Below are 13,892 nucleotides of genomic sequence, written 5' to 3'. Positions count from 1 at the left end.
CGATGAGGTTGACAAGACCCAGACAGGAGAGGTGATTGATCGCGGCCATTATCGAGCCCCGGAATCCTTGCCCGACCAAATGAAATGGGGCACGCATACCTGACCATCAAACAACAGCCTGGCAGTGCGCAGCAGCCCACAGCCAACCAGCGCGCCATTGTCTGTTTGCAGCTCCACGGTGAACTCGCCGGTTGGATGCTCCACCGACAGGTGCAAATGCCTGCCGGGCCGAACACGGGCCAGGCCTTGGGCCACGGAACCGCTGATCAAGCACGCCGAGGCCACACTGACGGCGCCAAACACGCCGATCGAGGCATGACAGGTGTGGGGGATGAAGCTACGACTGTTGATGGCGCCGCCCGCCGCGGGTTCGGAGATCAGGCACATTTTCGGCACGCTTCGCCGGGTCACGTCCCCCAGGTTCATCAAGGGGCCGGCCTGCAAACGAATCGACTCGATCCGGGCCTTGAGTGCTTCATCGCCCTCTAATTGTTCGCGGCTTTCATAGCCGGTGCATCCCAGGTCGACAGCGCTCATCAGCACCACCGGCATGCCGTTGTCGATGCAGGTCACCTCAACGCCATCGAAAAGATCGAGTACCTTGCCGGTGGGCAACAAAGCTCCGCAACTGGAACCGGCGATGTCATCGAACTCGACGATTACTGGCGCTGCGGTGCCGGGTACGCCATCGATGCTGGCCTGCCCCTGATAATGAACTTCGCCCTGTGGCGTCTGGACGATAGCAGTGGCTGTCTGGCCGGTGTTCTCCATGAAGATCCTGACCCGCGTCACGTCGCCCTGGGCCCGAATCAGCCCGCGCTCGAGGGCAAAGGGACCCACCCCGGCGAGGATGTTGCCGCAGTTCTGGCCGTAATCCACCCGTGGCTGGTCCACTACGACCTGGGCAAACAGATAGTCGACATCGACGCCTGGACGCTCCGAGCGACGAATGATCGCCACTTTACTGGTCAACGAATCCGCCCCACCGATACCATCGATCTGCCGCGAGTCGGGCGAGCCCATGGCGGCGAGTAAAACCTTGTCGCGCAGGTCCGGTTCACTCGGCAAATCCTCGGCCAGGAAATAAGCCCCCTTGGAGGTGCCCCCGCGCATTAACAGGCAAGGAATACGGGTCTGGCTCATGTTCAGCCCTCCAGTTGTTCGAGGCTGTCGTAGTACTTCAGGCCCTTTTCTTCCAGGCGCGGGCGCATGGTGTAGATATCCAGGCCCAACTCCCCGCTCGCCAGGCGCAGCCGCTTCTGTTCTTCGAGGTCGGCGCGCTTGCGACTGGCCTCGATCACTGCCGGCAACTCTTCACGCCGCACGATCACGACCCCGTCGTCATCGGCCAGCACCACGTCACCGGGATTGACCAGTTGCCCGGCACACACCACAGGGATGTTCACCGAGCCCAGGGTTTCCTTGATCGTGCCTTGGGCATGCACGGCGCGGGACCAGACCCAAAAACCCATTTCCCGCAGGGTTTTGGTATCTCGCACCCCAGCGTCCAGCACCAGGCCACGCACCCCACGCGCTTGCAGCGAAGTCGCCAGCAGGTCGCCGAAAAAGCCGTCGCTGCAGGGCGAGCTGGGCGCAACCACCAGGATGTCGCCAGGTTTGCATTGCTCCACGGCCACATGGAACATCCAGTTATCGCCGGGCGCGACCAACACCGTGACGGCCGAACCACTGATGGCAATATCCTGCTGGATCGGCCGTATCGATGACGACAGCAGTCCTTTACGACCTTGAGACTCGTGAACCGTGGCAACGCCGTATCGGGTCAATTCATCGATCAGCCCACTGTCGGCGCGCTCGATGTTGCGCACCACGACACCCGTCTTCCCGACCATGCTCATCCCAGATTCTCCGTAACGCGTGGAAAGATGCTCTGGTAGCCCTCGGCGTAGACGATGTCTTTTTTCGAGGTGATGCCGATGTTGCGTTTTGCCTGCACGCCACGCTGCAAGGCTACACGGGTGTAGTACTCCCACAGGTGTTCCTGGCCTGCCATGCACTGGATGGCCGCGTATTTTTTGTCCCAGACTTCAGTGATGTCCAACAACACATCGGGCTTCCACTCGCACTGTTCCGGCTGATGCGGTTCAAAGCTATACACCGGTGGCGCGCCAACGATTTTCTCGCCCGGCTTGTAGCCTTCAGCCTGGGCGATGATGCGTGCTTCCTGGGTCAGATGGATGGCCAGGGGATGGTCGTAGTTGTAAGGGTCTTTCAGGGAGTGGCTCAGCACAAACTCTGGCTGGACACGACGGAACACGTCGGCCAGGCGAAACAGCGTGTCTTTGTCGGCGCGCATCGGATAGTCGCCGATATCGAAGAATTCGACCGTGGCACCGAGGATATCGGCAGCCGCCTGTGCCTCTTCACGCCGGGCGGCCTTGACCTTGCCCTCGGTCATCTCACCCTTGCGCCACAGCTTGGCGGACTCCCCTCGCTCGCCGAAGGACAGGCAAACGATATGCACCCCGTAACCCTGCCGCGCATGCAGCGCGATGGAACCGCCGGCACGCCAGACAAAGTCAGCGGAGTGAGCGCTGACGACCAAAGCGGTTTTTGCGTTAGTGTAATTCATGCTGGGACTCCCTCTCTTCTTTAAGGGAATGCTGGCATAGCCCGTCGAGGGCGACTAATGCGTTCGAATGACAATGCTATACTTTTTACTTATCGGCGCTGTCGAATGCCGCCTGACTGACAAGAGTCCTGTTGATGCCCGCCAGTGAACTACCCCATCTGATGCAAATCCGCACATTCATTCGGGTAGCCGATCATGGAAGTGTTTCCCGTGCCTCGGAAGTGCTGCTGCGGGCTCAATCGGTGGTGACCCGGGCCGTCCACGACCTGGAGGCGCGCCTGGGTGTGCAACTGTTCGAGCGACATGCCAATGGCATGCTGTTGACGCCTTACGGAAAATGCATCCTGCCCCGCGCACGACGGATCCTCGCTGAACTGGCGGTGATCCCCGCGATGCTCGGCCAGCCACCAGTGACCGTGCACGAACAGCTTTACCTGCTTTATACGCGGCGCCTGGAAATTTTCGTCAAGCTGTGTGAAACGCAGCATATGCAGACCGTCGCCAACGCCTTCGGGTTGTCTCAACCGGCGATCAGCAGCGCACTGAAAGTACTCGAGAGCGGTACCGGCAAGGTGCTGTTCGAGCGCACCGCCCGGGGTTTGCGACCGACCCAGGCGAGCCAGGAAATCCTTTACCCGATTCGCCGAGCCCTCAATGAGCTGCGGCATATCGATGCCGATATCGCCGCACTCAAGGGCTCCCTGCAAGGTACCGTGACCGTGGGTGCCCTGCCCTTGGGACGTACCCGGATCCTTCCCGAAGCCATCGTGCAGTTGATCAGCAACCATCCTGGCGTTCGGGTCGCGACCAACGAAAGCCCGTTCAATCTGCTGGCCCTGGAACTGCGCGCCGGTGATGTCGACTTTGTATTCGGCGCCTTGAGGCCTGCCGGCTATGCCAGTGATCTGCATGGCGAGCAACTCTTGACCGAAGAAATGGTCGTGCTCGTGCGAAGCGGCCACCCCTTGGCCGGCAAGGCCGTCACGGTGAATGACCTGAGCGATGCCCAATGGGTATTACCCAGGGCCGGGTCCCCCGCCCGACTGATCATGGATGCGCATTTCGAGCACTTGGGCCAGAAATCTCCCGAGCCGGTCGTCGAAACGGGTGACCTGGCGATCATCCGCGGAATACTGCTGCGCTCGGACATGCTCGCGGTGGTCTCGCAGCATCAGCTTGAACACGAAATCGCTTGCGGCGAACTGCAACGCCTGGCGCTGCAACTGCACGACACTCACCGCCCCATCGGCCTGATCTACCGAACCAACGGCCTGCACTCCCCGGCGGCGCAGGCGTTGATCGAGCAGATCCGCGAGGTGGTCGGGCAAAGCCCTGGAATCACTGCTTGCCAGCCACCGAATACGTGACTTGCTGATTGCGGGTCTGTTGAAACTCTTCCAACGACAACCCTTTCATGGCAGCGTAAATGTGCAGGTTGGACACCCCTGTCACTGCACCCAGCTTCTCCAGCAGAAAGAATATTGCGCCGTATTGAATCAGTGCCTGCCAATCGCGGCGACGCACCATGTCGCGCTCCTGGGGGGTAAGCTGGTGCTCATCGAACAGCTGGTCTGGCACCTCGAGAAAACGCTTACGCCAGAGCGGATCGATCAGGTTATGCAGGAAGCGGTTGAGCCGGTAACCCTTGTGGCTGCGCTCCAGGGTGAAGGGGTAAGTGCCTGGCAGTTTTTCGATGCCGGCCAACTGATGATTGATGTGCTCGCGGTGGCGTTCGAGCACATCGACCGGGACATCCCTGGCCTGGTTTTCCAGGAGCAGTGTGGCGATACCGGTCATTGAAGGCAGGTAATAATCCTGGTGCAGCTTGTTGACGTTGGCTGACAGCGCTCCGCGCATGATCAGCCAGGTGATCACCTCGGAACCTTCCATGCCGCCGAGCGTGGCGTATTCTGCCAAGGTCATTTCGGTCAGGCGCTCGGGATCGTTGACGAACAGGTCAACGAATTGCGCGTCCCACTCGGGATTGTTGAACCCACAGCGCTCCCCATGGACCTGATGGGAAACACCACCGGTGGCAACGATGGCGACCTTGATATCTTGCGGATAGCTTTCAATGGCGCGACGTAGCGCCTGGCCTAATTTGTAGCAGCGCTTGGCGCTGGGGATCGGAAACTGCAGCACGCCGACTTGCAGCGGGACGATCTCGACCGGCCAGCCATCTTTGAATGGCACCAGGGCCGACATCGGTGAGAACAGTCCATGATCGATAGGTTTGTCGCGGAAAAACGCCATATCGAATTCATCAGCCACCAGGCTGTTGCCGATGTGTCGGGACAGCGCCGCATGCCCCTTGATCGAAGGCAAGTCGCGCTTGCCACCGCCCTCGTCGGCGACGTCGTAATGATCGTCCACGCCCAGGGCGAAGGCCGAATAGTGATCGAAGAAAAACGACGTCACATGGTCATTGAAAATGTAGAACAGCACATCCGGCTTGTTCTCTGCGAGCCACGTCTTGATGGGCTCGAAGCTCTTGAAAATCGGCGCCCAGGCCGCTTCACTCTGTTTGTCGTGGTCGACAGCGAAACCGATAGTGGGCGTATGTGATACGGCGAGGCCACCGATGATGCGAGCCATGTGCACTTCTCCAGACAATGTGATGACTACTGACCGAGCCCACCGGATGGGCCCGGCATTTTAATGACTCAATTCAGGCGCAGGCCGTTCGAAGCGTGGCCGGGGGCTGGCGAGGATCGCAATGGCCGCCAGTATGGCCGGCACACCCAGCACCGCGAAAATCACGCTCATCGGCTGTCCGAAACTCAACAGCACGCCGCCCATCATTGAACCCAAGATACCGCCGAACCGACCGATGCCCAGCATCCAGCTCACGCCCGTCGCACGGATCGCCGTGGGGTACTGGCTCGGTGCAAAAGCGTTGAGCCCGGTCTGCCCGCCATTGATGCAAAACCCTGCGGCAAAAATCATGACGCCCAACAGCCCGGTGCCGATGTCGACCAGGCCGATGGTGAACACGCAAAGGGCGCCCCCCAGGTATGCCGCGGCGATAACGACCTTGGCGTTCATGCGATCCATGGCGTAGCCCACGAGCAGGACGCCGACCAGGCCCCCCAGCTGGAACATCGCGGTCACCATGGCCGCCCGCTCGAGCGACACGCCCGCATCCTTGATCAGCGTAGGCATCCAGCCCGTCAGCAGATAGATAACCAGCAACCCCATGAAGTAGGTGGTCCACAGGCTCAATGTGCGCCAGCGATATTCGGTGCCAAGCAGATGACGCACCCGGCCACCGGCGGCCTGATCGGGGGATACCTCAGCAAGAATGAACCGCACATTGTCGTTGAAGGTGCCGCCCAGGCGCTTCAGCACCGCAATGATCCGGTTCGGCGGGTACTGCTTGTTGACCATGAAGTCGACTGATTCGGGCAGCAGGAAATACAGTACCGGCAACAGCAGCAGTGGCAGCACCCCGCCCAACAGCAAGACCGCATGCCAGCCAAGGTGGGGAATCATCCAGGCCGAGACGAAGCCGCCCATGGCCGACCCCAGGCTGAAGCCCATGAACATCAGGGTGATGAGAAAGCTGCGGTGGCGCTTGGGGATGTACTCCGACAACAGCGTGGTGCTGTTAGGCATTGCAGCCCCCAACCCCAGGCCGGTGAGAAAGCGCAGTACCGCCAGCTCCACCGGTGATCGGGCAAACGCACAGAGCACGCTGAAAATGGCGAAGCACGCCACCGACCAAAGCAGCACGCGACGGCGCCCCAGACGATCCGAATAAGGGCCGGACAACAGCGCACCTGCTGCCAGGCCCACCATCGCCGCGGCGAGAATGGGGCCGAACGCAGAACGGCTGATGGCCCAGTCTTGAATCACGGCAGGTGCGATGAAACCCATGATGGCGGCATCAAAACCGTCGAAGGTCACGATCAGGAAGCACAGGAAAAGTATTAACCACTGGTAGCGCGACATGGATCGATCATCGATCCACTGTTTGATATCCACTGTCTGAACGTTCATGGATGGGGACCTTTTATTGTTATCGGTTAGGAGCCACTTGTGCGTCGCAAGGGAAGAACAGGCGTTGCGTCATCATATTCCAGCCAGATGCCTGCCCGACTGCGAAATGCTTAAGCAGGTATCGTTTTTATTTATCATCAGTAGCGGAAGGTGCTGCGCACGCTGACGAAGTGGACAGCTTGGCCGCCGACTTCCTTTACGGCCCTGCCCACGTCGAAGTATTCCCAATCCATATCGACGGTGACGTTACGCGATGCCAGCCACCGGCCTGTGGCTTTGTAAATCGTCCCCACCGACTTGCTCGAAGCGTTGGCGCTGTTGGGCACCAACGACATGCCGGTGAAATAGACGCCATCGTGGCTGTTCTCACGCCATGCCTTGTAGATGGCAGGCTCCAGGCGAAACTGCGGAGCCGGTGAAAACCCGAAGCTGGGCCCGAACACGATCAGGTTGGACAGCGTGGTCAGACTGGCTTCGCCGTAATAACCATTCTTCATGTACAGCGGGTCAAACGTTCCGACCGTATGGTCGCCACGCTTCGAGTCACCACTGGCAATGTCCGATCGCACCGCGATTCGGGGCGCCCAGGGATGATCGAAGGTGTACCCCGTTACGCCGGACACGAACCAGGCCCTGATCTGTGCATCGCCGAGGTGGCCGAACTGACCCGCCATGTCCCAGGTCCAGTCGACGCCGTTGTGTTTGCCAAAAATCCGCGTCCCCACCGTGTAACGCTTTTCGTCGCCGATCACCCCGGCGAGATTACGGTCTCTGGTTTCCAGATCCAGCCCATAGACATCGAAGTTCACCGCCTTGCTGACAGGCACCGTTGCGTAGATGCCGTAAAACTTGATGTCATCGCTCGGTTGATCGTCGAACGATTTCAGCCCGTACTCGACAGGACGCAACGCAAAGGCATCCACCGAAATCCCTCCCGGCGTCTTGAACATGACTTTGGCGCCATCCAGGTTGGCACGGATGTTAGGCGCGTCCCGATCACTGATGAGCATCAGGCTGCCGTACACCAGTTCCTGGCGACCCAGGCGCGTGGTCAGGCGATAACCGGAATTGAACTTCAGGTTCCAATCCACGAATGCTTGCTGGAACTCGGTACGACTCTCATCGAAAGGCGAAAACAGGTCCTTGCCCCAGGTGCGTGAATCCTGCAATTGGGTAAACACCCGCAACTGGTCGTCAAACAGGTGCAAGTCACCGTGCAACTGCAGGCGCTGCTGTAAATAGCTGTCGTCTTTGACGCCGCGCAAACCGAAAAAAGGTTTATCTATCGCATCCGCGCGATAACGCACTTCGGCGCCTGTTTGCAACCAGGCAGAATCGCCCAGCGAAATATAACGAAGCGCGTCAAAAGGATCGGTGTTCTTTGACTCGTCTTTCAAGAATGAATAATTCTCCGCCCAGCGCGGCAACGCGGGGCGGGACGGACGGGCCTGCTCCAGTGTGGTCGGCACCGTAATGGAGTCGGCCCACACACTGGCCGATGACGCGTACAGCAGACTCGACATTATTATTTCACGAGCAAACTTTATCTCAAGCATGAGCACTCTCTTTTTATTATTGTTAACAGCACGTTGGATGTTTACTGAGGAAAAAAAGCGACAAGGATCCCTGCGAACCATTCACGCAATAGAGGGAAGTTGTTTAACTCATCCGACAATCAGCACCGGACGCTTTAAACCCGTAGCGATAAAACCGAAGACTTTATATATCCAGCACCAATCGAGCGCTTTTCGCCCTTGAACAACAAGGCGTGAACTGATTGTTTCGGGCTTTCTCGCTTTCAGTCAGGAAAGAATCGCGGTGATCCGGCTCCCCCTCCAGGACGCGAGTGACGCACGTTCCGCAAATGCCCTGCTCACACGAGACGGGGATATCTATTCCCGCGTCGTACAGCACGTCGATGATGGTTTGATCGGGCGCAATGACAAACACCTCCCCGGAGCTCGCCAACTCCACTTCGAAACTCGTGCCGCTGGCCTGGACGTCCACCGCGGCAGCGAAATATTCGCGGTGCAGGGTGTCTTCCTGCCAACCCTGTTCGCGCGCCGAGCGCAGAACAGATTCCATGTAGCCCGTCGGGCCACACACGTAAAGATGAGTGGAGGGTTGCGGATCGCGCAGCAACCTTGCGAGGTCGAGGCGTTGCGCCGGCGCTGCATCATCGAAATGCAAATGCACCTTTGAAGCGAAGGACGACGCTCGCAGGCGCGCTTGAAACGCCGCACGCTCGGATGAGCGCGCCGAATAATGCAGTTCAAAATCGGCACCACTGTGTGCCAGGCGCTCGGCCATGCACAGAATCGGGGTGATACCAATTCCCCCCGCAAACAGCAGGGTACGATCCGCTGAATGTTCGAGAGGAAAAAGATTGCGAGGCTCACTGATCGTCAGGGTCTGTCCGACGACAATCTGTTGGTGCATGGCCTTTGAACCGCCGCGCGAGGTGGGGTCAAGCAGCACGCCAATCAGGTAACGATGAGATTCCTCGGGTGGGTTGCATAACGAGTACTGGCGAACCAGCCCCGGCGCGATTTGCACATCGATGTGGGAACCCGCGCTGAAAGCCGGCAAGGGTCTGGCGTCGATCCGGGCCAGTTCAAAACTGCAGATATCCAGCGCTTCCTCGCGCTTGTCGGTGACGATCACTTCTAGCATGACACTGTCCTGTTTCTTGTTGTTCTGGCGCTGAACCGGGATTCAGCGCGGATTGACCCGCTATCAGAGTTGCCGGGCGTCAATGCGGCCCTGCTCCGCCTGCGCCAGACGCAGCAGGGTCTTGCGGCAGAGAATGCCCGGGCGATCGGGTCCGAAGCTCAGTTCTTCGACGGGGCCAGGCTCGCGATCGAGCAATTCCTGAATCCAGGTCAACGCCTCGACATCCTCCTGATAGGCGGCTTTGTGGCTTTGGTAGATATAGGTGTCGATGTCTTCGTCGGTCAGGTGGAAGTCCCGGCTGTTGAACCACCAATAATGCAGGCTGTTCTGGCTCTCAGGCGTGAACGCATGAGTGATATTGACCCGATACTCCCGGGGTTCATCGCCTCGCGGTTGCAGGTTGACGATCCTGGCGTGCGCAATGTGAATGGCCGGTGACTCGAAGCGCGCATCGGAGAAGCGATCGACATTGCGCCCTTCAAGCTTCATCGGCACGGCATAGACCGGCGGTGGGGGCGAGTTTTTCAGTGCGCGCAGAATGATCACGCGATCACCCTCGGCACGCACATCCAGATCGGAGCGCACATACGCGGGAGTCCCGATACCGGTCTTGGCGTGCAAGATGGAAAAATGAGTCTGGTCGAGCAGGTTCTCGTGCATCGCCACGTAGTTGGTATGGAAGTTGAAACTGCCGCCGGTGGTCTTCCATTCCGGCTGGTCCAGCCAGGAGGTATCGGGCACCGTGCCCTGCCCTGCGGCGCTCTTGTCGCCCATCCAGACCCATATGAACGGGGCTTTCTCGATGACCGGATAACTGTCTATACAGGCGTGGCCTGGTGCGTTTGCCAGCGAAGGCATGCCCACGCATTGGCCCGTGGGGGCATACACCATGCCGTGGTAGCCGCACACCACATCGTTACCTTCCAGGCGACCGCGACTGAGCGGGAACGAACGATGGAGGCAACGGTTGTTCAAAATAACCGGTTGACCTTCCTCGGTCCGGTACATCACGACACTGGTACCCAGCAGCGTGCGCTCCAGCAAGTGCCGACCTACCTCGCTGCTCAGGCCCGCAACGTACCAGCAGTCACGAATCAGTGGGGTTCGGTGGTCAGCCATCGGATTGGAACGCTGGCGCGGTTGACGTGGGCTGGCTTGCAACATGTTTGCCTCCTGTTCTTATTGTTCGACTTGCGCTTGCAGAGCCATCAGGCGCTCTCGAGGTGCAAACGCTTCGGGATGTACACGCCCCTGGGGCGAGTCCGTGAAACCTAAATTAGCCGTTAAGCCCCGCCCTGTCCTTTCGCTAATGATTATCCAGGTATCGCTTATTCCTATGACGCGGGCGCTTGAACGGTGAGACGCAAGCTTTTTTCAATGCTTTACGGCCGACATTTATTCGCCGACTTGAGCGCTTAGACCCTTTTAAACCGGGGCTTTCAGGGGATCAAAAGGGAATCTTTGGCATCAGCGAATGCCATCGATTGTGCGGCCTATCCATTTATGGGGTTGAAATGGTTCGTATACAGAGCATATTGTGTTGAAGCGTCGCACTCATCAACAACAATAAGGAAAACGCCATGCAATTCCACCTCAATGGATTCCAGGCCGGAGATCCGGAACTTCACCCAGCGGCCCCATCATCGATGCTGCCTGAAGCCGTCGATGTGCTCATCGTTGGCAGTGGTCCGGCGGGTTTGCTATTGGCGGCACAGCTGGCCAGATTCCCCGGCATTGCAACGCGCGTCGTCGAGCGCCGTAGTGGTCGGTTGCAACTGGGACAAGCTGACGGGATCGCTTGCCGTACCGTTGAAATGTTCAACGCCTTCGGGCTCGCCGAACAGCTGGTACGCGAAGCGTATTGGGTCAATGAAACGGCGTTCTGGCGGCCGAAGGCAGATGACCGTCAATGCATCGAACGTACCGGTCGGGTGGAAGATACAGAGCATGGCCTGTCGGAATTCCCACACGTCATCGTCAATCAGGCACGCATCCAGGACTACCTGCTCGACAGCATGCTCAAGTTGCCCGGGCGCCTGGAACCGGATTACAACCTGGAGCTAGTCGACGTCAGCCGCGATGATCATTCGACTCACCCCGTTCTGGCCATCCTGCAACGCACCGACTCCGGGCAGACGGTCCAGATCCGCGCCCGTTACCTTGTCGGCTGTGATGGCGCGCGCAGCAAGGTCCGCACCGCCATCGGCCAGCAATTGCGCGGAGATGCCGCCAATCATGCCTGGGGCGTCATGGATGTACTGGCGGTCACCGACTTTCCCGATATCCGCCTCAAGGTCGCCATTCAATCTGCTGCCGCGGGAAACATGATCCTCATTCCACGGGAAGGCGGACACCTGGTGCGCATGTACGTCGACCTGGGAGAGGTGACCGAGGAAAACCGCACAACGATCCGCGAGACCAGTGCCGAGCAACTGATCGCCACCGCGCAGCGGATCTTGCAACCCTACACACTGGAAGTGAAAAACGTCGCCTGGTTCTCTGTCTACGAAGTCGGCCAACGCCTGACCGATCGTTTCGACGACTCCGTCGACGCCGCGGGGAACGAACGCGAACCCAGAATATTCATCGCAGGCGACGCCTGTCACACCCACAGCGCCAAGGCCGGGCAAGGGATGAATGTCTCGATGCAGGACGCGTTCAACCTGGGTTGGAAAATGGCAGCCGTGCTTGAAGGCCGCAGCCCCTGCAACCTGTTGGCCAGCTATTCACAAGAACGCCAGCCAGTGGCCCAAGAGCTGATCGGCTTCGACAAGGAGTGGTCAGCCATGATCGGTGCACGACCCAAAGACCCGCTGAACCCCGCTGCCGGGGGCGTGGATCCGACGGAGTTGCAAGCCTACTTTGTGCAGGCCGGCAAATACACCGCAGGGGTGGCTACCCGGTACCGTCCGGGCCCCTTGACCGGTCGGGACACCTGGCAGGAACTGGCGACCGGGTTGGTCATCGGGACCCGCTTGCACTCTGCACCGGTCATTCGCCTGGCCGACGCGCGTCCGATACACCTGGGACACACCGCGACCGCCGACGGCCGCTGGAGGTTGTACGCCTTTGCCGATGCATCGGGTGATGCGTTGAGCGCACTGTGCCACTACCTGGAGCACGATCCCGATTCTCCGGTGCGCCGGTTCACGGCCCCGGGTGCAGATCTCGACAGCGCGTTGGACGTGCGTGCCATTTTCCAGCAGCCACACCGAACGCTTAACGTCGAGCAACTGCCAACGGTGTTGCTGCCGCGTAAAGGCCGCTTCTGCCTGATCGACTACGAAAAAGCGTTTACGGCTGACCCGGCTGCCGACATCTTTGAGTCGCGTGGCATCGATCGCCAACGCGGGGCTCTGGTGCTGGTGCGACCCGACCAGTACGTGGCGCACGTTCTTCCACTGGACGGATATAAAGCACTGGAGGCATTCTTGCAGCCCGTTTTTATCTCGCACTAGAAGGCTCCCAATCGTGCCGATCGACGCCCAACCAAGGATACTCGCGCATACCGGCAGCTTGATACGCCGGGCACAACAACGTCACGTGGCCATTTGGATGCGCGAGGTTTCCACTGACGTGACCAGCGTGCAATACGCGGTACTGCTGGTGTTGGAACACCTTCCCGGTGTCAGCCAGCGCGAATTGGGCGATGAACTTGACCTGGACCGCGCCACCATTGCCGAACTGGTGGCGCGCATGGTGCGCAACGGTCTGGTGGCGCGGGTCAGCGACCTGCAAGACAAGCGCCGCAAGGCGCTTTCCCTGACAACGCCTGGCCAGACCCTGCTGAACGAGTTGAAGCCACGCGTAGAAAACGTCGAGCAGGTCCTGACGCAACACCTGAGTGCTACCGAGCGCGACGCCTTGCGTAGTCTTATCGAGCGGCTGTTGATTCCAGGCGAATCGTGAATCATCCGATTCGCCTGATCCGAGAGCAGTCTAAAAGAACGCCTGCAGGCCGGTTTGGGCACGGCCCAGGATGAGAGCGTACTCAGGCCTTGCCAGCCTTTTTCCAGAACGAAACCGCGAATCTCACCGGCATCGTCTTTAGCCCAAACCACAAACACGTCGGCGATCGGGCTGTTGGGTGATCCACATCTTGGCACCGGTCAGGCGGTACCCGCCGTCGACTTTCTTCGCCCGGGTGATCATTGAGCCCGGATCCGAGCCATGGTCTGGTTCCCTCACGCCGAAGCAGCCGATGTATTCGCCGCTGGCCAACTTGGGCAGGTATTTCTGTTTGGTGGCTTCGTTGCCGAACTCGTTGATCGGCACCATCACCAGCGACGACTGCACGCTCATCATCGAGCGGTAACCGGAGTCGACACGTTCCACTTCACGGGCGATCAAGCCGTAGCACACATTGTTCAGGCCACTGCCGCCGTAGGCTTCGGGAATGGTCGCGCCAAGCAGTCCGGTTTCGCCCATCTCGCGGAAGATCGCCGGATCGGTCTGCTCGTGCCGGAACGCCTCCAGCACCCGTGGCGCCAGTTTGTCAGCGGCGAACTGTTGGGCGCTGTCGCGCACCATGCGCTCTTCTTCGGTGAGTTGCTGATCCAGCAACAGCGGGTCGATCCAGTTGAAGCTTGCCTTGTTGGCCATAGGTAATTCTCCGGGTCCGTTCTTG

11 protein-coding genes and 1 pseudogene are annotated in these 13,892 nt (G+C 59.4%); 3 read left to right on the top strand and 9 right to left on the bottom strand.

Features of this window, described 5'->3' with window-relative positions:
* Positions 1-48: 48 nt before the first annotated feature.
* Genes ACA062_RS11535 through galB form a run of 3 tightly spaced genes read right to left on the bottom strand, consistent with a single transcriptional unit; the run spans position 49 to position 2,593 of the window.
* A complete protein-coding gene (locus ACA062_RS11535; RefSeq protein ID WP_497456469.1) occupies positions 49-1,143 on the bottom strand; it encodes a 4-oxalomesaconate tautomerase in 1,095 nt (364 codons plus the stop codon).
* A gap of 2 nt (positions 1,144-1,145) precedes the next feature.
* A complete protein-coding gene (locus ACA062_RS11530) occupies positions 1,146-1,859 on the bottom strand; it encodes a 4-carboxy-4-hydroxy-2-oxoadipate aldolase/oxaloacetate decarboxylase (RefSeq protein ID WP_368990568.1) in 714 nt (237 codons plus the stop codon).
* Positions 1,856-2,593, bottom strand: coding sequence for a 4-oxalmesaconate hydratase (gene galB / locus ACA062_RS11525; RefSeq protein ID WP_497456468.1), 738 nt, complete (start codon positions 2,591-2,593; stop codon positions 1,856-1,858). Before galB ends, ACA062_RS11530 begins: the two co-directional genes overlap by 4 nt.
* A 134-nt stretch (positions 2,594-2,727) precedes the next feature.
* Between galB and ACA062_RS11520 the strand changes: the two genes are divergently transcribed.
* Complete coding sequence (locus ACA062_RS11520; RefSeq protein ID WP_497456467.1) at positions 2,728-3,960, top strand: LysR family transcriptional regulator; 1,233 nt, start codon at positions 2,728-2,730, stop codon at positions 3,958-3,960.
* Here the strand turns inward: ACA062_RS11520 and ACA062_RS11515 are convergent.
* The 5 genes from ACA062_RS11515 to ACA062_RS11495 form a co-directional block, all read right to left on the bottom strand.
* Positions 3,932-5,188, bottom strand: a complete 1,257-nt coding sequence (locus ACA062_RS11515) for a gallate dioxygenase (RefSeq protein ID WP_497456466.1) — start codon at positions 5,186-5,188, stop codon at positions 3,932-3,934. The two genes, ACA062_RS11520 and ACA062_RS11515, sit on opposite strands and share 29 nt — an antisense overlap.
* Before the next feature lie 60 nt (positions 5,189-5,248).
* Complete coding sequence (locus ACA062_RS11510; protein ID WP_497456465.1) at positions 5,249-6,592, bottom strand: MFS transporter; 1,344 nt, start codon at positions 6,590-6,592, stop codon at positions 5,249-5,251.
* Between the two features lie 137 nt (positions 6,593-6,729).
* Entirely contained in the window at positions 6,730-8,148 is a 1,419-nt protein-coding gene (locus tag ACA062_RS11505; RefSeq protein WP_497456464.1) for an alginate export family protein, read from the bottom strand.
* A gap of 163 nt (positions 8,149-8,311) precedes the next feature.
* Complete coding sequence (locus ACA062_RS11500) at positions 8,312-9,265, bottom strand: PDR/VanB family oxidoreductase (protein WP_497456463.1); 954 nt, start codon at positions 9,263-9,265, stop codon at positions 8,312-8,314.
* A 63-nt stretch (positions 9,266-9,328) separates the two neighbouring features.
* Positions 9,329-10,429, bottom strand: coding sequence for a Rieske 2Fe-2S domain-containing protein (locus ACA062_RS11495; protein WP_497456462.1), 1,101 nt, complete (start codon positions 10,427-10,429; stop codon positions 9,329-9,331).
* Between the two features lie 416 nt (positions 10,430-10,845).
* On the opposite strand from ACA062_RS11495, the gene ACA062_RS11490 reads away from it, so the two are divergent.
* Positions 10,846-12,723 (top strand): FAD-binding monooxygenase, encoded by a 1,878-nt coding sequence (locus ACA062_RS11490; RefSeq protein ID WP_497456461.1) that lies wholly within the window; start codon positions 10,846-10,848, stop codon positions 12,721-12,723.
* 97 nt (positions 12,724-12,820) lie between these two features.
* A complete protein-coding gene (locus ACA062_RS11485) occupies positions 12,821-13,174 on the top strand; it encodes a MarR family winged helix-turn-helix transcriptional regulator (RefSeq protein ID WP_497457402.1) in 354 nt (117 codons plus the stop codon).
* 80 nt (positions 13,175-13,254) lie between these two features.
* Here the strand turns inward: ACA062_RS11485 and ACA062_RS11480 are convergent.
* Positions 13,255-13,867: pseudogene (locus tag ACA062_RS11480) on the bottom strand (acyl-CoA dehydrogenase family protein); the annotation flags it as partial.
* Between the last annotated feature and the right edge of the window lie 25 nt (positions 13,868-13,892).

Source organism: Pseudomonas sp. LBUM1679 (assembly GCF_059695565.1).
The sequence above is the reverse complement of the archived record's forward strand: the minus strand, read 5'-3'. Positions and strand labels throughout refer to the sequence as shown.